Below are 18,727 nucleotides of genomic sequence, written 5' to 3' on the forward strand. Positions count from 1 at the left end.
CGTTCACGGGGTCCGAATTGCAAAGCTGGGCAGCTACGCAATCGGACCTTACCACGACGGCTCTCGCGCTCAAGCGGATTTATGCCCGCGTCGCCGTTTCAGAGCCGGTTGCGCTCCTCATGGCCCGCCATGCCGGCCTGATCCGGGAGCAGCGCTGATGGCAAACCTGAAGAGCATCACGGTCGCGTTGGAGGGCGACCCGACGCTGCGCACCTTTAAGGGCCGCGATGCCTGGGCCTTGGACAACCTCATTGCCGCCGGCGAGCGCGGTTGCACGCCGATCGACCACCCCGGCCCGCGCTGGTCCCATTACATTTACAAGTTGCGCCGTGGCGGGGTCGGCATAGTCACCCACGACGAGAAGCATGCTGGCCCTTACGCCGGCACTCACGCCCGGTACATCCTGAGTGTGCCGGTCGAAGTCATCGAGCGGAGGGCGGCATGAGCAACGTCGTCCCGCTCCACACCCGACACCTCGAAATCGACGCTGGGGTTATTTCCGACGCCGAGAACCCAGCGGACATCGGCCAGGATCTTTTCATGATCCTGCTCGTCGAGGCTGACGGCGCCTACTCGATGCTCTGGGGCGGCAGGAGCCGTCCCGCTGCAAGCCGGGTCGCTGGTGAGCTCGCTGCGGACTTCGGGCTACCCCTGATCGACAAGACCGGGGGGCTCCAATGATCGGCGCCGCCTCCGCACACCGCGAGCCTGTCTCGGCTGCAATCGACCCCGAGGCCTTCCTGTTCGAACAGCTCGGGCTGATCCGCATGCACGCGGGCCTCGCGCAAACCTACCTAGAGGCCGGCGACACTGCCGGCTTCGCCTACTCCCTCAAATCCCTGGCCGCGAGCACCGTCCGCAGGCTCGCCAAGGATCTCTGATTTCGAGCGGGTGAACCAGGATAGGAATAGCTCGCGCTCAAGGCTGGCATCCTCCCAATCGCCATCTCGGCCGCTGTCTAGGATCGTGTCGATTGAGGCGTTTGCGGGAGTGTCGTCGATCTTGTTTCCGCCAAAGAAGCTGAATCCCCTTGGCTTGAAGAAATAGCTGTTCGGGACCGTCTCGGACTGAGCGGTTCCGGGTCGGCGAGCAGTCAGAACGATGTCTCCCCTAAAGCACGCATCGCTTAGCAGCGCATCGAACCGGGCAAAGAAGGATAGATCGCGTTCTCTTGCTTCTTCCTCAGGAAGCTCGGGCAATAGGCCATATACTGCGTACAGCGACCCTGGTGCGGGATAATCGTCACGCTGCGAGACATCGCTGACCTCTTTCAAGGTAGCAGTCGCGTTCGACCAGCTCCATCCCGTGAAAGCCCAGGTGAGCGCCTCTTGAAGACGAACAATTTTTCCTTCGGGCAATCCCAATCGGACAACCATCGTCGCACCCCGCGACGCACCTAAATGTTGGAACGGGGAAGCCGAGTGGTGCGCCTCGGTTTGTCGGCTGGCCGGCCTATCCCCGCCCGTCTGAATCGCTATCCATTACCTTGCGGAACCGCGTGACTACGCCATCCTTCGCCTTCGGCGAGTTGATGTATCGAGCCCACGCGTCCATGAGCTTCCGGCGCTTCTCCAGTGCATCGCCGCGGCGATAAGCGCGCTCGACCGCATCGCCGATCGAGTGAGCCAGGGCCGCCTCGGTGACCTCGCGCGGGAAGGACGTGGTTTCTCCGGCCCAATCGCGGAAACTAGATCTGAAACCATGAACGGTGATGTCGGGCTTCTTCATTCGATCGTTAAGCAATGTCGCCATTGCCATGTTGGACAGCGGCTTTCCCTTCTGCTGGCCAGGAAACACGTAATCGCTCGTCTTTACCTTTTCGGCCTCATCAAGAAGCGTGAGCGCGCGCTCGGTCAGCGGCACCCGGTGCTCCTTACCGGCCTTCATGCGCTCGGGCGGAATCGTCCAGACCTTCGCCTTGCGATCGATCTCGGGCCATTTGGCTCCGATGACCTCTCCAGTCCGGCTGGCGCAGATAATGAGGGAATTCCAGCGCGAGCGCGGAAACAGCCTCTCGCTGTCGCAGCTCGGCGATGAAAGCCGGCACGTCTGGATAGGCCATCGCTGGGTGATGTCCCCTCTGGAGCTTCTTGCGGCGAGGAAGGAGCTTGTCGAGATGGCCGCGCCAACGGGCCGGGTTCTCCCATGGTGATGCAATCCGGCCTTTGGCCTTCGCGGCATCCAGAACGCGCTCGATTCTGCCACGAAGGCGAGATGCCGTTTCCTGCTTGGTCGACCAGAGCGGCTTGAGCACGTCCAGCACGTGTTCCGTCGTCACGGCGTTGACTGGCAGCGCCCGAATTGGCGCAGCATAGGTCTTGAGGGTGTGCGACCACTGCCAGAGGTGTTTCGCGTTTCTGAAGCCTCCGCCGATCTCCTTCACCAGATCATCAGCGAACTCTCCAAAGGTCGGAATGGCGACCGGAACAGCTCTGCGCGCTTCGATAGGGTTGGTGCCGGCATCGAGCAGCTTCCGTGCGTTGGCAGCTTTCTCGCGCGCTTCCGCCAGACTGACGGCAGACACTCCGCCTAGGCCCATCTCCTTCAGCTTGCCCTGCCAGCGGAACATGAAGAGCCAGCGCCGAGCGGCTGTTGCTCCATCATTCTTGGTCGATGCCGGGTCGACAACGAGATAGAGGCCGTCCCCGTCGCCATGGCGGCCCGGCTTCGTCAGTGTCGTGACGGTTCGTGCAGAGAGCTTCTTGACGGCTCGCGCCATCGGCTACCCCAACTTTTACCCCAACAGGCGGCGGTCATTGTGTGGCACGGGCAGGCAGAACAGGGCAAGAACTTGATGGGACATAAACTGAACCTATGCACAGAAGGCGTGCTTTGGCACCCTGTGTCAGCTCAGTGTGGTGGACCTCAGCTCCACCAGGCCAACGCCAGATCGTTGATCTCCCGCAATCGCTTGACTGAAACGCCTTGACGGACCGGCCTCCCGGTTCGGCATTGTGGGTGTCGTCAGATCGACGGCGGGTACTGCCTTGGCTCCAGCCGCCTGCGCCGCCTAGTGTGGCTGATCGGCTCACGAACCGCATGGCGGCGCGACGATGACTCGCTACCCGATGTTCAACCCGCAGCTGCTGCAGAGCTTCGTCGCGGTCTGTGACAGCATGAGTTTCACCCGCGCGGCCGAGCGGGTCTCCCTGTCGCAATCGACCGTCAGCCAGCAGGTCAAGCGGCTCGAGGAGATGCTCGGCAAGCCACTGTTCGAGCGCAACCCGCACCAGGTTCAACTGACCGAGGAAGGCGGCCGGCTGCTGAGCTATGCCCGGCGTATCCTCGCCCTGAATGAGGAGGCGCATGACGCGCTGACCGGCTTCTGGCGCGACGGCGTGTTGCGGCTCGGCATGCCCGAGGATTTCACCGTGCCCACTGCCGGCTTGCTGGCGCAGTTCAGCCTGGCGGAGCCGCATCTGCGGCTCGACGTCACCAGCGGCCTCAGCGCCGACCTCTACGGCGCCTATGAGCGCGAGGAGTTGGACCTCGTCCTGGTCAAGCAGCGCCGCCGCCAGCCGCCGCGGGCTGCCCGGCCCGAGCCGCTGCTCTGGCTCGACAGCCTGGCCCAACCCGCCATCGAGCGCGCGCCGGTGCCGCTGGCGGTGTTCCCATTGAACGGGCTCTACCGCGAGGAGTTGTGCGGAGCGCTGGACAAGCTCGGCATTCGCTGGCGCGTCAGCTACAGCAGCACGAGTCTCGCCGCGTTGACGGCAGCCTCGGCCGCCGGGCTCGGCCTGACCTTGCTGCCCGCGGGCTGCCGGCAGCAAGGCCACCGCGTGCTGGGATCAGTGGAAGGCCTGCCGGAGGTGAGCGGCTTCGAACTGGCGCTCTATTACCGCGATACCGCCTCGGCTGCCGCGACTGCCCTGGCTGAGAGGCTGGCCGCCTTCTGCGGGCTGGAGCCTTAGGACGATATCTGCGGCGGACATTGGCTATCGGGCTGAACACATTGATCATTGCTGAATCGAATGATCATCATGGGCAAACATCGCTGCCAACGCTCGCGGCCATCCCGTAGATCAGAGCCACAAGCTCACATCCAGATCGGGGAAACGACATGGACAGCGCGCAGCAGCAGAGCCGCAGGGGTTTTCTCATGCAGACGGGGCAGCTCACCACCAGCGCCGCGATCATCGGCCTGTCCGGTGGCAGCGCTCAGGCGGCGCCGGGCAAGACCGCGAAGGACGCCGGCAAGACCGGTGTCACCACGCTGACCGACCGCCACTATTATCTCGGAAACGTCCGGCTGGAAGACGGCTTCGACTATGACGGCGAGACCGTGGTCGGCACCCGAACCGGGCTCTACACGCTGGAGATCAAGGACGGAAAGGTCGCCGCTTTGCATCCCGCCGGCGCGCCCTTACCCGCTACGCTGCCGCGCTACGACGCCGACGGCCAGCTCGCCCTGCCGGCGATGCGCGACATGCACATCCACCTCGACAAGACCTTCTATGGCGGCCCCTGGCAGGCGCCGCGTCCGCGCCAGGGCAAGACGATCATGGACATGATCGCGCTCGAGGAGAAGCTGATCCCCACGCTGCTGCCGACCTCGCAGGAGCGCGCCGAAGGCCTGATCACCCTGCTGCAGTCGAAGGGCACCACGACCGCCCGCAGCCATTGCAACATCGATCCGGTCAGCGGGCTGAAGAGCCTTGAGCACCTGCTTCGCGCGCTCGAAAATCACCGCGACGACTTCGCTTGCGAAATCGTCGCCTTCCCGCAGCACGGCCTGCTGCACTCCAAGGTCGACGGGCTGATGCGCGAAGCCATGAAGATGGGCGTGCAGCATGTCGGCGGGCTCGACCCGACCAATGTCGACAAGGCGATGGAGAAATCGCTCGACGCTATGTTCCAGATCGCGCTCGACACCGGCAAGGGCGTCGACATCCACCTGCACGAGACCGGCCCGGTCGGCGCCGCCGCAATCACCTACATGATCGACACGGTCGAGAAGAACCCGGCGCTGCGCGGCAAGGTGACGATCAGCCACGGCTTTGCCCTGGCGACGATGGCGCCGGGCCTCCAGGCCGAGACGATCGCGCGCCTCTCGGCCCAGAAGATCACGATCGCTTCGACCGTGCCGCTCGGCGCCCTGACGATGCCGCTGCCGCAACTGCAGGAGAAGGGCGTCTTCGTGATGACCGGGACCGACAGCGTGATCGATCACTGGTCGCCCTTCGGCAGCGGCGACATGCTGGAGCGGTCCTATTTCTACGCGCAGGTCTACCGGAATTCCGACGAGTTCCGCCTGTCGCGCTCGCTCGCCATCGCCACCGGCGGTATCCTGCCGCTCGACGACGAGGGCAAGCGGGTCTGGCCGAAGGCCGGCAGCGATGCCGGCTTCACATTGGTGGGGGCCAGTTGCTCCGCCGAGGCAGTCGCGCGTCTGCCGGCGCGCAGCGCCACCTTCCATCAGGGCCGCATGGTCTACGGCAGCGTCGGCAAGGCCTAGGAACGATAGCTCTCAGGGGCTGAAGCACAGAGCGGAGGCTCCCTCAGCCTCCGATCGCCTTTTCCGGCATTCCGAAATCTCCCTTGCGGGGCCGCCTATCGACATTGCGCCACCCCGAAAAGCGCTCAGCCGCTCGCAACGCGATAATTGGACAGGATAGCGCGCACCGCGCTATTTCCACCAGAGTCCGCGACCGGCCAGCAGGGATCGAGATTTCGCAATGGAAGTCGTGATCCTGGGCTTCGCCCTCTTCGGATTCCTGTTCGTCGCCGTTCCCTGGGCCGCCTTCGCCGCCCTGTCGCGTAGCAATGCCGCGCTCGCCATCGCCGCGCGGCAGGGGGCGGAGATCGACGCCCTACGTACCGATCTGAGCATCTTGCGGGCGCAGATTGCCGCTGGCGCTGTCGTCGCGGCGCGCCCCGAGGACACCGAGGAACCGGTGGAAGCACCCGCCGCCATCGAGCTACCACTCACCATCGTCGCGGAAACCCCCGAGACGCAGCCTGCCGACCTCGCCGCCGCGCGCGAGGAGGCACCGGAGATCGATCCCGTCGCGACGCGCGCCGTCGAGGACGCAACCACGCAGACAGTGCGTGAGGAAGCGCCCACTCCGATCGAGGTGCTCGCCGCGAGCGCCGCAGCGCCCGAGCCGGATCTGGACGTCCAGCGCAGCGAGCTTCCGCCGGAAGCCGAGCCTCTCGCCGCGCCTGCGCCACGGCGCGATTTCGAGGAGGCGATCGGCTCGCGTTGGGCGGTCTGGATCGGTGGCGTCGCGCTCGCACTCGGCGGGCTTTTCCTGGTTCGCTACTCGATCGAAGCCGGCCTGTTCGGCCCGGGCGTCCGGCTGCTGCTCGGCGCCGCCTTCGCGCTCGCTGCAGCCGGCGCGAGCGAATATCTGCGCCGGCGCGAACTGCCGCTCGCGATCACCTCCGGCTCCGGCCCGCTCGCCAGCCTCGGCCATGCCAGCATTCCCGGCGTGCTGGCGGGCGTCGCCGTGCTCAGTGGCTTCGGTGTGATCTTCGCCGCCCATGCCGTCTACGGCTTCATTGGGCCGGGCACCGCCTTCGCCCTGATGGGTCTGCTCGGCCTGGCGGCGCTCTCTGCTTCGTTGCTGCACGGCCCGGCGCTCGGCCTGTTTGGCCTGCTCGGCTCCTATGCGACACCCTTCCTGGTCGCCAGCACCGCGCCGAACTTCGTCGCGCTCGCGCTCTTCATCACCTTCGTCACCGCTGTCGCCTTCCTGCTGCACCAGCGCCGGCCCAGCCGCGTCGTCACACTCGGCGCCGTCGCTGGCCATGGCGCCTGGACGCTGCTGATCGCCTTCGCCGGCGGCAATGTGAGTTGGGCCGCCTGGCTTGCCGCCTCCGGCTCGGTTCTCGCGCTCGGCCTGCTCAGGGAATGGCCGGCCTTGCGCGGACGTGTCCAGCCCGATGGCGGCTGGCGGATCGCTGGCTTCGAACTGACCAGCCTGATCGCCATCGGCGTGCCGCTCGTCCTCTCCGGCATCCTCTGGACCAGCCATGGCGGACCCGCGCCGCTGCACGCCGCCATCATCGTCACGGTGGCGGTCGCCGTTGCCGGCGCGGTCCGGCACCGCGACCTGGCGCCGCTGGCGCTGCTCGCCGGCGCGGCGGCGGCCGGCATGGTGCTGCTCTGGCCCACCCATGACGGCCCCTTCGGCCTGTCACTGAGGCTGCCGCTCGACCTCATGCGCCTCAGCTTCGCGCCCGACGCCGGCCCGGGGCTGCGTTGGACCGCCGGTCTCTTTGCGCTGCTCCTTGCTCTTCCGCCATTCTTCGCTCTGCTGACGCGGCAAGGGACAGGCGCTGGCGGCGTCCTGGCGCGCGGCTGCCTCGCCTTCGCCTCGGCGCTCGCGCCGGTCTGCCTTTGCTGGCGACGGCACTGCGCAGCAACGGCTTCGAGCGCTCGACCGGCTTTGCCGTACTGGCCCTAGCGCTGACGATCGCGCTCTTTGCCGCTTCGGAGTTACTCCTGCCGGTCGAGCGCCGCAACACCAAGACGCGCGCCAATCCGCTCGCCTTCATCGGCTCCGCCGCCTATGCCGCCGCCGGTGCGATCGCGCTCGGCCTCGCCATTGCCTTCGCCCTGCGCGAGACCTGGCTGGTGGTCGGCTTCGCGGTTTCGGCCGCCGGTGTCGCCTTCCTGTCCGCCCTGCGTCCGATTCCGCTGCTGCGCAGCATGTCGGCGGCGCTCGCCACTGCCGCACTGGCGCGGCTCATCTGGAACCCGATCGTCAGCGATGTCGGCTCCTGGCCCATCCTCAACTGGCTGATCCCGGCCTATGCCCTGCCGGCGCTCTGCTTCGCCATTGGCGCGCTGGCCCTGCGCGAAAGGCAGGATCGCCCGCGCCTGGTCCATGAGGCGCTCGCCGCCTTCTTCTTCGCCGCCTTCGTCTTGCTGGAAGTCCGGCAGGCCTTCGCCGGTCCGGATCTCGTGCCGACCGCCGATCTGGTCCGCCTGCACTATCTCGGCCCGCGCAACCGCCTGTTCGAGGAAGTCTTCTGCCATGTCATGGCGCTCGGGCTGCTCGGCGCAGGCTTCGTCCTGCTTGCCCGCCGGCTCGGCGGACGGGTCTTCGGCATCTCCGCCGATCTCGCCGCGATCGCGCTGATTCTCGTCGGCATCGGCGGGCTCGGCGCCGTGCTCAACCCGGTCTTCGACGGCACATCGGTGCTCGGCTGGCCGGTATTCAACCGGCTGCTCTGGTATGTCGTCGTCGGCGGCCTGCTCGGGCTGCTCGGTTACTGGCTCGGACGAGACGGCCGCTCGCGCCTGGGCGACACGCTCAACGCTTGCGCTGCGGTGCTGGTCTCGCTCGGTGCGATATTGATCGTCCGGCATGCCTTCTCCGGCCCGGTCCTGGCGCCGATGGACGGCAGGACCGCCGGCTTTGCCGAGGTGGTGACGGTCACGCTGCTGCTGCTGGCGCTCACGGCGGCGGCGCGGATCTGGCGCGAGCTCTCGCCCGGCCGCGTAACCGGCTTTGCCCTGCGCGCGCTCGCCATGATCGCGATCGGCTGGACGGTGATCGCGCTCGGCATCGGCCGCAATCCGCTGTTCGATCACAGCGGTGTCGAGGGGCCGGTCATCTTCAACCGCATCCTCTGGGGTTACGGCGCGGCGGTCACAGGCTTCGCCGGAGCGGCCTGGTGGCTGCGCGAAATCACGCCCGCGATCAGCGTCGCCTTCCGGCGCACGGCCCTGGCCGGGTCGGCGCTTTGCGCCTTCCTCCTGCTACGCCATGGCTTCCACGGGCCGTTGCTGGCCTCCGACGTCCCGGTCACCCTCGCCGAAGCGGGTTTCTATGCCGCCTTCGGCTTCATCGCCGCCATCATCGTCATGATCACCGGCTCGGTCCGCCTGCCCCGTCGCTCGGTGCCGGTCGGCCCCGATTGGGCAGCGATCATCTCCTGCGGCCTGTTCGCGCTCCTGCCCGGCCTCATCGCCAATCCGCTGGTGACGCAGCAGCCGCTCGCCGGCCCGCTCCTGCTCGACAACGCCGCGATCGGCTATCTCCTACCGGCACTGCTCACCTTCGCGGCGGCGCGCTGGGCCAAGGAATACCTCACCGGCGCCGGGGCGCGGCGCATCTTCGGTATCACCGCCATCATCGGCGGGCTGGCCCATCTGCTGATCGAGGTCCGGCGTGGCTTCGTCGGCCGCGATCTCCTGATCGATGCCGGCAGCGCCAGCGAGCTCTATGCCTATTCGGCAGCGCTCCTGCTCTATGGCGTGGCGCTGCTCGCGCTCGGCTTCCGGTTGCAGTCGAAGGATCTGCGCCTCGCATCGCTCGGCGTCGTGACGATCGCGATCTGCAAGGCTTTCCTGATCGACATGTCCGGGCTGGAAGGCCTGCTAAGGGCCTTGTCCTTCATCGGACTCGGCGCCAGCCTCGTCGCCATCGGCCTCGCCTATCAGAAGCTGCTGCTGCGGGAAGCGTCACGGCCCGGCAAAGCGCATTGAAAAAACCTCCCGCGTCGATGCGCGGGAGGCTCGATGATCGCTGGCGGAAGCGCTCCCGGTGAACCGGCGCGCTCCGTTTGTCGTCTCAGCCCTTGAGCCTCGTATTGCACTGGCTCCAGTAGCCGCCGCCCTTCTCGATCCACTTCAATTCGCCATTGGCGTTGGCCGCCTTGTTGGCATTGTACTGGTCGACGCAGGTCTTGAGACGCGCCTTGCCGGCGGTTTCATCGGAGTACTTCGGCGCAACGGCCCGCGGGAAGACCGCTGCCTTGGCCTTGCCGGCGGGCTTGGCCGGCGTGGTCGCGGCCGGCGTTGCCGCCGGAGCATCCGTCACAGCTGCCGCGGCATCGTTTTCGGAGGCGTCGTCATCAGCGCAGTTGGCCTTGCGGAAATCGTTCCACTTCTGGCCCTTCAGCGTGTTCGCCTTCTTGGCGTCCTGATACTTGGTGCTGCACTCTTTCATGGTCAGGGCCGAGGCCGGCGCAGCGGCTAGTCCTGCGGTCATCAGAGCGAGGGCGGTGGAGAACAGAAGCGTCTTCATGAGCAGTCTCCCTGGGGCGGTGAGTCGAACTCGCCGAGGCGAGTTTAACCAACGATGTGAAGCTCTGCCATCGCCTTGCGGCAACTTCTGGGCTGCTCGGGCGTTTACAGCCCCGGTCAACATAAAGGATCAGATCATGAAGACTTTCATCTTCGCCGGGCTCGCCATCATGGCTTCGGGCCTGGCCGCCTGCAGCACGGTCGAGCAACGGGTCGGCGGCGCTGCGGTCGGCGCGGGCACCGGGGCGGTCGTTGCCGGGCCAGTCGGCGCCGTGGTCGGCGGGGCCGCCGGCGCGGTCACCGCTCCGACGGTGGTTCGCACCACGCGCCGGGCGACGCGGTAATTCGAAATCCGGCTTTCTTGCGCAGCGGCGGAACCACGCCGCTGCTCCGTCGTTTCGACCATGAGCTTTCGAGCCAAGAAACTTTCCAGCTCATGGAGTCGACGGATGGACAACGACAAGCGCCTGCCACCGGACGTGCCCAATACGGATGACATGCGAGACGAGATCGATCGCGCGACCGGCAGCGTTGCGGCGCGCGCCGCGGATCTCGCCAACCGCACGGCGGAGACCGTCAAGGACGGTTACGGACGCGCCAAGGAGAAGCTCGCCGAGCTCGACCCTGGCGACACGCTGCGCGAGGCCGGGCGGCATGCCCGCGATACCGGTGAGGCTGCGGCAGAGACGGTAGGCCGTCATCCCCTGGCAGCCTTTGCCATCGGCGCAGTCAGCGTTGGGCTCGTCGCCTGGGCCTTCACCGGTCGCCGCTCGAGCTGGCAACCGGATACGAGCGGCTGGAACCGCGTGCTGCGCGACTATAGTGACGATGCCATCCGCGCCGGCCGCAACCTTCTCGGCAGCGGCCGCGAGCAGCTCGACAACAGCCGGGACTATGTCGCCCGCGGACAGGACTATCTCGACATGGGCCGCGACTATGCGCGTGAAGGCGGAAAGATGCTGATGCGCCGCAGCGAACGCGAGCCGCTCGCCGCCGTGGTCGGCGTCGGCCTGGCCCTCTATGTCATCGGCTCGCTGCTACGCGGCGAAAGCCAGCCGGAGCCCGCGCCGCGCCGCACCAAGCGCTAAGTCCTATTGAGCGAAATCAGCCCGACCGGCGCGAGGCCTTCTCCGCCTGGCGGGCTGCCTGCTTCTCGGCATCGCCAGCGCGGACCAGGCTCGTGATCGCGAGCGGCGGCTTGCCCGACCGCTCAGCGATGACGCGATCTTGTTCCAGGATGGCATCTCGCGCCGGTTCATCGCCGTCGATCCCACCCAGCAATTCGGTGGGAACGCGGCGATTGGAGCTGCGCGAGCCATCCTCGTAGAACACATCGAACAGGACGTAGGCGGCGTCCAGCGGCTTCGACTTCTTGCGGGCCATGATCGATCCTTGTCGGTTGGGCGACCCCTCCGGCAGCAACGCACAGGGCGGGCCGAGGGATCGCGAGCCGCCCAGAGGCGGCAGAATGCTGTGAGCGCGAGGTAACTCCCTCGCGCAGACAAGGCAAGCCGCAACGGCGCTCCTCTCCGTCGTAAGGCCTATTTCAGGCTGATCGTTTCGACGATCTCGGAGTCGAGCACGAGATCGTCGCTCGCTCCCATCAGCCAGAGCCGATCCGCGGTAAAGCGCAGGGTCGGCCGGTCCCACCAGCGATCCAGGATGGCGGCGAGCACTGCCGCCTCAGCCGCATCGAGATCCTCGCTGAGGTTCCAGATGCCGACGACATAGAGATCGCTGGTCGGCCTCCCGAGCGCCCGCTGCATCAGGTGCAGGGCGTTCTGCCCGTCGCGACGCTCCGGATAGAGCCTGAGATAGAGCCGGCCGCGATTGACATTGCCGGAGAACAGGCCGCGCAGCTCCATCTCAACCGGGCCGAGGCGCGACAGGGCGTCCCGCGCAGCCTGGTTGATCGTCGGCGGCGCACCGACCGAGAGTGAGCCACACACCGTCGCGTGCAGCTTCGCCTGCCGCCGTGCGACGATGTCCCAGGCGATTTTGCTCGCAAACGGAGCGTCACGCAGCGCCTGTTCGAGTTCCCGGTAGGCGGGCGCTTCCTGCAAGCCGAGCGTCGGCACCACCAGCGAGTAGATCGACGGATGCCGGCCGTTCTCGTAATGCGTCCCGTCCTTGCGCGCGATCGCCTTTGGGTGATGCGGGTCGATCAGCGGCAGATGCGCCAGCCGGTAGCCATCGTCGAGCGCCATGCCAGCGCCGGCGACCAACGCCGTCCGGCTGCGGAGATAGGCGAGCTCATCGTCGCCGATCAGCTCGGCCTGCATCGTCGTGGTCGTCACGCCTTCAGCATCCACTGATGCGCGGGGTCGTTATGGAATTTCCAGACCCGTTTCGGTCCGGCCATGACGTTGAGATAATAAAGATCATAGCCATGCGGTGCGCCGACCGGGTGATAGCCTCTCGGCACCAGCACGACGTCGCCATCCGTAAAGGCCATAGTCTCGTCGAGTGAGCGGTCATCAGTGTAAACGCGCTGGAAGCCGAAGCCCTGCGGCGGGTTGAGCCGGTGGTAATAGGTCTCCTCCAGCAACGATTCCGCCGGCAGCTTGTCCTGATCGTGCTTGTGCGGCGGATAGCTCGACCAGCAGCCAGAGGGCGTGATCACCTCGACCACGAGGAGACCATCGGCGGCCTCCGTCTCCGGCAGGATGTTGCGGACATGGCGGGTGTTGCTGCCCTCCCCGCGCGTCAGGCTGCCGACATCGCTTGGGCCGATAACGCGGGGCGGACGCGTGCCGGCCGTCCCCGGCGCCGAGCAGACCGCGATTTCGCACGGCCCCTGCGCGGTGACACTCCAGTTCGAGCCGGCCGGCACATAGAATGACCAGGGATCGGGCTCGAACGGCGAGGCCCGCCCACCGATCACGCCGAAATCCTGTCCGCCGGCGCTGGCCGCGACCTTGCCCGAGAGCAAAACGAGGCAATGCTCCCTGTCTTCGGTTTCGCGCGACAGGCTCTGCCCGGCCGCCAGCCGGTGCACGGCGAAACCGACATGTCCCCAGCCGGCCGTTTCAGGCGTGACTTCGTGGATGCGGCCCTCGGCATCGGGCGCCTGCGGCTTGACCAGCAGCTTCGACATGATCGTTCCCGGGCTCAGGCGAACCCGGCCTCCTTCAGGCTCTGCTTGAGATGGGCGACGCCCTTCTTGGCATAGGTGAGCGGGTGGGCCTTCACGGGATCCTGCTCGGCCTCGACCACGACCCAGCCGGAATAGTCCGGCAGCGCCTTGAACACGCCGGTGTAGTCGACCATGCCGTCACCCGGCACGGTGTAGACTCCCAATTCCTTGCCCTTGCCGAGGATCGCGTCTAGGAAGCTCCAGTCTTCCCGCCGCGCCTGCTCCATCACCGCCTTGCGCACATCCTTGGCATGGACATGGCTGATACGGGACCGGTAGCGCTCGGCGAGCTTGGCCGGATCGGCCCCGCCCCAGGTCGCGTGGCCGGTGTCGAGCAGCAGATGCACTGCCTCGCCCGTCGCCGCCATGAAGGCGTCGATATCGGCCTCGCTCTCGACGATCGTGCCCATGTGGTGGTGGTAGACCAGCCTGATACCTTCGGCGCGCGTCTGCTCCGCCACCTGGGTAATGCGCCGGCCGAACTCGGCCCAATCCTCATCAGCCATCACCGGCCGCTGCGACAAGGGTTTTCTGCGGTCGCCATGGATCGCGTTCGAAGTCTCGGCGAAGACCAGCACGGTCGAGCCCATCGCCTTGAGTAGTTCGAGATGAGGCCGGAGGCTTCGCAGCTCTGCATCCGCATCGCGCGTCAGCAGCTCGGCCGAATACCAGCCGGAGATGCAGGCCATGCCGAAGGGGTCTAGCGCCGCCTTCAGTGCTTTCGGCTCGCGCGGAAACTTGTGGCCGAGCTCCATGCCGACGAAGCCGGCTTCACGGGCTTCGGCCAGGCAGGTTTCGAGCGGCGTCGCGCCGCCGATGTCCTGGAGATCGTCATTCGACCAGCCGATGGGGTTGGCGCCGATACGGATAGGCATGTCGTCCTCGTCAGTCAGTTGTCGCGCTTGGCCAGCGCATCGTCATAGCGCTTGCGCGCCGCCTTGACCTCGTCACGCCCCGAAACCTCCGGCACCGCGACCTCCCACCAGTGCCCGCCGGCATCGGTCGAGATCAGCGGGTCGGTATCGATGACGATGACGCTGGTGCGATCATGACCGCGGGCCTCGGCGAGCGCGGTCTCCAGCTCGGCCAGACCAGCGACCTTGCGCGAAATCGCGCCCATCGAGCCGGCATGCGCGGCAAAATCGATTTCGGGCAGCGTTTCGTGGCGGGTGTCGCGCAGCAGGTTGTTGAAGGAGGCGCCGCCGGTCGCGTTCTGCAGCCGGTTGATGCAGCCGAAGCCGCGATTGTCGAGCAGGACAATGGTGAGCTTGACCCCGAGCATCACCGAGGTCGCGATCTCCGAGTTCATCATCAGATAGGAGCCGTCGCCGACCATGACGAAGACCTCGCGCGCCGGGTCGGCGAGCTTGGCCCCGAGCCCACCCGCGATCTCGTAGCCCATGCAGGAATAGCCGTACTCCATATGGTAGCCGCCAGGCGCGCCGGGCTGCCAGAGCTTGTGCAATTCGCCCGGCAGGCCGCCTGCGGCGCAGAGCACGACATCGCTCGTCCGGCTCTGGCGCTGCACCGCGCCGACAACCTGCGCATCGCTTGGCAGCGCCTGGTTGCTCGCCGCGGTATAGCGCGCGGCGGTGGTGAGCCAGGCATCGCGGGACGCCTGCGCCTGAGCCGTCCAGCCAGCCAGCGCCTTCCAGCCCGTAAGTGCAGCTTCCAGCTCGGCGAGGCCCGCCTTGGCATCTGCGACAAGCGGCTGAGCGCCGTGCTTGCCGGCATCGAAGGCCTGCGTATTGAGCCCGACGATCCGGCACTCCGGATCGTCGAAGAGCGCGCGCGAGCCGGTGGTGAAATCCTGCAGGCGCGTGCCGACGGCGAGCACGACATCGGCCACCTTCGCCGCGTCGTTGGCGCCGCCGGTGCCGGTCACGCCGATCGCGCCGAGATTGAGCGGATGGTCGTGCGGCAAGGCGCTCTTGCCGGCCTGCGTCTCGGCGCTCGGAATGCCGTGCGCCAGGCAGAAGCGGGCAAGCTCACCCTCGGCCTCGCTGTAGAGTGCGCCGCCACCTGCGACGACCAGCGGCCGCTTTGCCGCTTTCAGCAGCGCGACAGCCTGGGCCAGTTCCTGCTCGTCCGGCCGTGTCCGGCGCGGCGTCCAGATCCGCTCGGCAAAAAAGCTCTCCGGATAGTCATAGGCTTCCGTCTGGACGTCCTGGCACAGCGCCAGCGTCACGGGCCCGCATTCCGACGGATCGGTCAGAACCTGCATCGCCCGCTCGAAAGCCGGGATCAGCTGCTCCGGCCGCGTCAACCGATCGAAATAGCGCGAGACCGGCTTGAAGCAGTCATTCGCGGAGACGGTGCCGTCGCCGAAATCCTCGATCTGCTGCAGCACCGGATCGGGCCGGCGGCCGGCGAAGACATCGCCCGGCAGCAGGAGCAACGGCAGGCGATTGACATGCGCGACCGCCGCGGCCGTCACCATATTGGTCGCGCCCGGCCCGATCGAGCTCGTCACCGCCATCATCCGGCGCCGGCGCGAGGCCTTGGCGAAGGCGATCGCCGCGTGCGCCATCGCCTGCTCGTTATGGGCCCGCAGCGTCGGCAGGATGTCGCGGGCGCCATGCAGCGCCTCGCCCAGTCCGGCGACATTGCCATGACCGAAGATCGCCCAGACGCCGGCGAAGAGCGGCAGCGTCCGGCCGCCGACCACCGTCTTCTGCGCCGCCATCGCAGCCACCAGCGCCTGCGCCATGGTGAGCCTGACAGTACTCATCGTGCGTCTCCTCGGCGCGCCCGTCGCTTATCCTGTGATGGACGAGCGCAAGCGTCTTGCAAACTCAGGAATTCGAACCTTGCCAGGCGTCGACCAACCGGCCGAAGCGCTCGGCCATCATCGCGGTCGCGGCCTCGTCGTCGAGTGTCCCCACGAGCCAGCCGCGTGCCGCCTCGCCGAAGATGCTGCGCCCGACCGCGAAACCCCTCACCGTCTTCGCCGTCTGCGCCAGCCGGAAAGCCGTCTCCAGCTCCGGCAGCGGCGCATCGAGCCCGAGCAGCACGACGCCGCGGCAATAGGGATCATTCTCTGCGATCGCGGCATCGACCGCCGCCCAGGCCACCGTTGTCGGCTGCCCCTCGAGCTTCCACCAGTCCGGCTTGATGCCGATGTCATAGAGCCGGCGCATCACGCTCGCCATGGTGTCATCACTGAGCGGGCCGTTCTTCGAGCAGATGATCTCGACCAGAAGCTCGCGGCCGACCTGCCGGCAGGCCAGCGCAGCGCGCTTCAAAACGGCCTCCTGCTCAGTCTTCAGCGCCGCATCATCATCGGGATGATAGAAGGCCAGCACCTTGACGACATGATCGACCGGCCACTCGTTCAGCACCGCTCCGAGCGAGCCGTCCGCATCGGTTTCGAGGCGCAGCGGCCGCGAGCCCGGCACCTCCAGCGGCCGCGCGACCCAGAAGCCATGATCGCCGGCGCGGAACAGCGCCTCGCGGCCATGGCGCCCGTCGAGCAACATGCCGAAGCCGTCGGCACCCTTGGCGATCCGCGCGGCGGCATCGACCGCGAGCCGCTTGAAGACCGCAATACGCTCGCGTGGCACGCCTGCCTCGTCGGCCATAGCCTCGATCTGGGAGCGATGATCGATGGCGAGCGCCATCAGCGTCTGCGCCTGCGGCCGGCGCGTCGTCGCCCAATGGACGTGGTTGATCGCGATGTCATGGCGCAGCGCCCGGTGCGGCGAGCCGTGCTTCAGGAAGAATTGCAGTTCGGCGAAGGTCGGACTCTCCGGCGAACAAAGTAGGCGCGACACCGCAAACGCGCCGCAGGCATTGGCCCATGTGCAGCAGGTCTCGATCGGCTCGTCACGCAGATAGCCGCGCAGGAAGCCGGACATGAAGGCGTCGCCGGCGCCCAGGACATTGTAGACCTCGACCGGGAAACCCGGCCCCTTGATGCCGTCCTCGATCGAAGCGGGAATGGCGCCTGGAAAGACGACGCAGCCCATCGGCCCGCGCTTGCAGACGATCGTCGCCTTGCTCTGGCTGCGGATGTTGCGGATCGCGGCGAGCGTGTCCTCGGAACCGCCGGCGGCGTGCAGTTCCTCCTCGGTGCCGACGATCAGGTCGCAGTCCGGCAGGATCGCCTGGAGGTGCTGGGTCACGGTGTCGGAGCGGATGTAACGCTCCTCGCCGGCGGCATGGCCGGCGAGACCCCAGAGATTGGGCCGGTAATCGACGTCGAACACGACCTTGCGGCCGTGCTTGCGGGCGAACGCGATCGCCTTCCTTTGCGCCTTGGCGGCATTGGGGATCGCGAAATGCGTGCCTGTGACCACGACCGCTTTCGCCGAGGCAATGAAGGCCTCGTCGATCTCGCCCTCGTCGAGCGCCGCATCGGCGCAATCGGTGCGATAGAAGATCAGCGGAAACGTCTTCTCGTCGCGCACGCCAAGGATGACCAGCGAGGTCAGGCGCTTGGGATCGACGACGACGCCCTTGGTCGCGACACCCTCGCGCTGCAATTGCTCCAGGATGAAGCGGCCCATCTGCTCGTCGCCGACGCGGGTGATCACCGCCGATTTCAGGCCGAGCCGGGCCGTGCCGATCGCGATATTGGTCGGGCAGCCGCCGACCGCCTTGGAGAACGAGGCCATGTCCTCCAGCCGGCCGCCGATCTGCTGGCCATAGAGGTCGACCGAGGAACGGCCGATCGAGATCAGGTCGAGCACGGGTTCAGACATCGGAGCGGACTTTCTCGGCGGTGCCGACGGCAAGCGTCATGGCGAGCACGAAGGTGGCGGACATCGAGCGGAAGGCGCCGTAATCGGCTTCCTCGACCTCGAGGCATAGGGAGCAGTACTGGGCGAGCGGGCTGAGCGCGCTGTCGGTGATCGCGATCACCGGAATGCCCTTCTGGTAAGCCGCAGCCGCGATCGCGACCGTTCCCGGTGTATAGGGCGCACAGCTGACGGAGACGACGACATCGCCCTTGCGCGCGATCGCCGCCTGCTCGGGCCCGAGCGAGGCGATATTGTCGACCAGCACCGCCCGAATGCCGAGCTTGCCAAAGGCATAGGCGAGATAGGACACCACTGGGAACATCCGGCGCGCGCCGATCAGGATGATCGTCTCCGCTGCGGCGAGCAGGTCCGTCGCCTTGTCGACATCGTGGTGCCGGATCGTCGATTGCAGACGCGACAGCGAGCTGCGGCTGGCCTCAGCAAACCCGTCGAGCAGCACCTGGGCCATGTTCGGCCCAGCCGCACCCTCCTCGCGCAGCGCCACCAGCCGCTCGCGATAATCCGGGAATTGCTGGCGCAGCCGCGACCGGAAGAGCTGCTGCAATTCGCTGAAGCCGGAATAGTCGAGCGCCTGGGCGAAACGCACCAGGGTGGAGGCTTGCACGCCCGCCTGCTGCGCCACCTGCGCCGCGGTGCTGAGCGCCATGTCGTCGGGATTGGCGAGCGCGTAATCGGCGACCTGCCGCAGCCGTTTCGGCAGGTTCGGCCCGCGCTCACGCAGCAGCGCGACGAAGCCGTCGAAATCGTCCCGTGGCGGGTCCTGCTGCAGTGGCGACGACATGGGAATAGGGGCTTTCGCGGCCTTGACTTGTGCCGGGAGAGAATGGAATGTTTGTTCCATTAGTCAAG

19 protein-coding genes are annotated in these 18,727 nt (G+C 66.8%); 9 read left to right on the plus strand and 10 right to left on the minus strand.

The genetic code is table 11. From position 1 onward, the window contains the following. Positions 1-157 precede the first annotated feature (157 nt). Genes QO058_RS09395 through QO058_RS09405 form a run of 3 tightly spaced genes read left to right on the plus strand, consistent with a single transcriptional unit; the run spans position 158 to position 881 of the window. A complete protein-coding gene (locus tag QO058_RS09395) occupies positions 158-445 on the plus strand; it encodes a winged helix domain-containing protein (RefSeq protein WP_284171757.1) in 288 nt (95 codons plus the stop codon). Next, positions 442-681: a hypothetical protein gene (locus tag QO058_RS09400; RefSeq protein WP_284171758.1), complete on the plus strand. Its 240-nt coding sequence runs from the start codon at positions 442-444 to the stop codon at positions 679-681. Before QO058_RS09395 ends, QO058_RS09400 begins: the two co-directional genes overlap by 4 nt. After that, entirely contained in the window at positions 678-881 is a 204-nt protein-coding gene (locus QO058_RS09405) for a hypothetical protein (RefSeq protein WP_284171759.1), read from the plus strand. Before QO058_RS09400 ends, QO058_RS09405 begins: the two co-directional genes overlap by 4 nt. A 571-nt stretch (positions 882-1,452) precedes the next feature. Here QO058_RS09405 and QO058_RS31050 read toward each other — a convergent pair. After that, positions 1,453-1,980, minus strand: a complete 528-nt coding sequence (locus QO058_RS31050; RefSeq protein WP_347976549.1) for a tyrosine-type recombinase/integrase — start codon at positions 1,978-1,980, stop codon at positions 1,453-1,455. Next, positions 1,874-2,719 carry a tyrosine-type recombinase/integrase gene (locus tag QO058_RS09410; protein WP_347976203.1) on the minus strand — a complete coding sequence of 282 codons (846 nt, stop codon included), beginning with the start codon at positions 2,717-2,719 and terminating at the stop codon, positions 1,874-1,876. Before QO058_RS09410 ends, QO058_RS31050 begins: the two co-directional genes overlap by 107 nt. A 334-nt stretch (positions 2,720-3,053) precedes the next feature. Here QO058_RS09410 and QO058_RS09415 point away from each other — a divergent pair, with 334 nt between their 5' ends. From QO058_RS09415 to QO058_RS09430, 4 genes are all read left to right on the plus strand, one after another. Continuing rightward, positions 3,054-3,911 (plus strand): LysR family transcriptional regulator, encoded by an 858-nt coding sequence (locus QO058_RS09415; protein ID WP_284171760.1) that lies wholly within the window; start codon positions 3,054-3,056, stop codon positions 3,909-3,911. A gap of 149 nt (positions 3,912-4,060) precedes the next feature. Next, complete coding sequence (locus tag QO058_RS09420) at positions 4,061-5,455, plus strand: amidohydrolase family protein (protein ID WP_284171761.1); 1,395 nt, start codon at positions 4,061-4,063, stop codon at positions 5,453-5,455. 220 nt (positions 5,456-5,675) lie between these two features. Next, positions 5,676-7,409, plus strand: a complete 1,734-nt coding sequence (locus QO058_RS09425) for a DUF2339 domain-containing protein (RefSeq protein WP_284171762.1) — start codon at positions 5,676-5,678, stop codon at positions 7,407-7,409. Beyond that, a complete protein-coding gene (locus QO058_RS09430; RefSeq protein ID WP_284171763.1) occupies positions 7,343-9,439 on the plus strand; it encodes a DUF2339 domain-containing protein in 2,097 nt (698 codons plus the stop codon). Before QO058_RS09425 ends, QO058_RS09430 begins: the two co-directional genes overlap by 67 nt. An 85-nt stretch (positions 9,440-9,524) precedes the next feature. Here QO058_RS09430 and QO058_RS09435 read toward each other — a convergent pair whose 3' ends face one another. Continuing rightward, positions 9,525-9,980 (minus strand): hypothetical protein, encoded by a 456-nt coding sequence (locus QO058_RS09435; RefSeq protein WP_284171764.1) that lies wholly within the window; start codon positions 9,978-9,980, stop codon positions 9,525-9,527. Between the two features lie 136 nt (positions 9,981-10,116). On the opposite strand from QO058_RS09435, the gene QO058_RS09440 reads away from it, so the two are divergent. Both QO058_RS09440 and QO058_RS09445 read left to right on the plus strand, forming a co-directional pair. Next, positions 10,117-10,323, plus strand: coding sequence for a hypothetical protein (locus QO058_RS09440; protein ID WP_284171765.1), 207 nt, complete (start codon positions 10,117-10,119; stop codon positions 10,321-10,323). 105 nt (positions 10,324-10,428) lie between these two features. Then, a complete protein-coding gene (locus QO058_RS09445; RefSeq protein WP_284171767.1) occupies positions 10,429-11,067 on the plus strand; it encodes an ElaB/YgaM/YqjD family protein in 639 nt (212 codons plus the stop codon). 16 nt (positions 11,068-11,083) lie between these two features. Here QO058_RS09445 and QO058_RS09450 read toward each other — a convergent pair whose 3' ends face one another. The 7 genes from QO058_RS09450 to QO058_RS09480 form a co-directional block, all read right to left on the minus strand. Beyond that, positions 11,084-11,362 (minus strand): hypothetical protein, encoded by a 279-nt coding sequence (locus tag QO058_RS09450; protein WP_284171768.1) that lies wholly within the window; start codon positions 11,360-11,362, stop codon positions 11,084-11,086. A 158-nt stretch (positions 11,363-11,520) separates the two neighbouring features. Further along, on the minus strand, positions 11,521-12,276 hold the full coding sequence (locus QO058_RS09455) for a hypothetical protein (RefSeq protein ID WP_284171770.1): 756 nt from the start codon (positions 12,274-12,276) through the stop codon (positions 11,521-11,523). Then, entirely contained in the window at positions 12,273-13,076 is an 804-nt protein-coding gene (iolB, locus tag QO058_RS09460; protein WP_284171771.1) for a 5-deoxy-glucuronate isomerase, read from the minus strand. The genes QO058_RS09455 and iolB overlap by 4 nt, the downstream gene beginning before the upstream one ends. 14 nt (positions 13,077-13,090) lie before the next feature. Beyond that, positions 13,091-13,990: a myo-inosose-2 dehydratase gene (gene iolE / locus QO058_RS09465; protein ID WP_284171773.1), complete on the minus strand. Its 900-nt coding sequence runs from the start codon at positions 13,988-13,990 to the stop codon at positions 13,091-13,093. Between the two features lie 14 nt (positions 13,991-14,004). Continuing rightward, positions 14,005-15,846: a 3D-(3,5/4)-trihydroxycyclohexane-1,2-dione acylhydrolase (decyclizing) gene (gene iolD / locus QO058_RS09470; protein WP_284171774.1), complete on the minus strand. Its 1,842-nt coding sequence runs from the start codon at positions 15,844-15,846 to the stop codon at positions 14,005-14,007. 64 nt (positions 15,847-15,910) lie between these two features. Beyond that, on the minus strand, positions 15,911-17,818 hold the full coding sequence (locus QO058_RS09475; RefSeq protein WP_284171775.1) for a bifunctional 5-dehydro-2-deoxygluconokinase/5-dehydro-2-deoxyphosphogluconate aldolase: 1,908 nt from the start codon (positions 17,816-17,818) through the stop codon (positions 15,911-15,913). After that, on the minus strand, positions 17,811-18,659 hold the full coding sequence (locus QO058_RS09480) for a MurR/RpiR family transcriptional regulator (protein ID WP_284171776.1): 849 nt from the start codon (positions 18,657-18,659) through the stop codon (positions 17,811-17,813). The genes QO058_RS09475 and QO058_RS09480 overlap by 8 nt, the downstream gene beginning before the upstream one ends. Between the last annotated feature and the right edge of the window lie 68 nt (positions 18,660-18,727).

The sequence above is a fragment of the Bosea vestrisii genome, from assembly GCF_030144325.1.
In the GTDB taxonomy this organism is placed as follows: Bacteria; Pseudomonadota; Alphaproteobacteria; order Rhizobiales; family Beijerinckiaceae; genus Allobosea; species Allobosea vestrisii_A.

Coding starts and splice junctions, on each gene's coding strand:
- QO058_RS09415 (WP_284171760.1), top strand. CDS start 3,054: ATGACTCGCTACCCGATGTTCAACCCGCAGCTGCTGCAGAGCTTCGTC.
- QO058_RS09480 (WP_284171776.1), bottom strand. CDS start 18,659: ATGTCGTCGCCACTGCAGCAGGACCCGCCACGGGACGATTTCGACGGC.
- iolE (WP_284171773.1), bottom strand. CDS start 13,990: ATGCCTATCCGTATCGGCGCCAACCCCATCGGCTGGTCGAATGACGAT.
- QO058_RS09440 (WP_284171765.1), top strand. CDS start 10,117: ATGAAGACTTTCATCTTCGCCGGGCTCGCCATCATGGCTTCGGGCCTG.
- QO058_RS09420 (WP_284171761.1), top strand. CDS start 4,061: ATGGACAGCGCGCAGCAGCAGAGCCGCAGGGGTTTTCTCATGCAGACG.
- QO058_RS09435 (WP_284171764.1), bottom strand. CDS start 9,980: ATGAAGACGCTTCTGTTCTCCACCGCCCTCGCTCTGATGACCGCAGGA.
- QO058_RS09410 (WP_347976203.1), bottom strand. CDS start 2,719: ATGGCGCGAGCCGTCAAGAAGCTCTCTGCACGAACCGTCACGACACTG.
- QO058_RS09405 (WP_284171759.1), top strand. CDS start 678: ATGATCGGCGCCGCCTCCGCACACCGCGAGCCTGTCTCGGCTGCAATC.
- QO058_RS09425 (WP_284171762.1), top strand. CDS start 5,676: ATGGAAGTCGTGATCCTGGGCTTCGCCCTCTTCGGATTCCTGTTCGTC.
- QO058_RS09400 (WP_284171758.1), top strand. CDS start 442: ATGAGCAACGTCGTCCCGCTCCACACCCGACACCTCGAAATCGACGCT.
- QO058_RS09450 (WP_284171768.1), bottom strand. CDS start 11,362: ATGGCCCGCAAGAAGTCGAAGCCGCTGGACGCCGCCTACGTCCTGTTC.
- iolB (WP_284171771.1), bottom strand. CDS start 13,076: ATGTCGAAGCTGCTGGTCAAGCCGCAGGCGCCCGATGCCGAGGGCCGC.
- QO058_RS09445 (WP_284171767.1), top strand. CDS start 10,429: ATGGACAACGACAAGCGCCTGCCACCGGACGTGCCCAATACGGATGAC.
- iolD (WP_284171774.1), bottom strand. CDS start 15,846: ATGAGTACTGTCAGGCTCACCATGGCGCAGGCGCTGGTGGCTGCGATG.
- QO058_RS09475 (WP_284171775.1), bottom strand. CDS start 17,818: ATGTCTGAACCCGTGCTCGACCTGATCTCGATCGGCCGTTCCTCGGTC.
- QO058_RS09395 (WP_284171757.1), top strand. CDS start 158: ATGGCAAACCTGAAGAGCATCACGGTCGCGTTGGAGGGCGACCCGACG.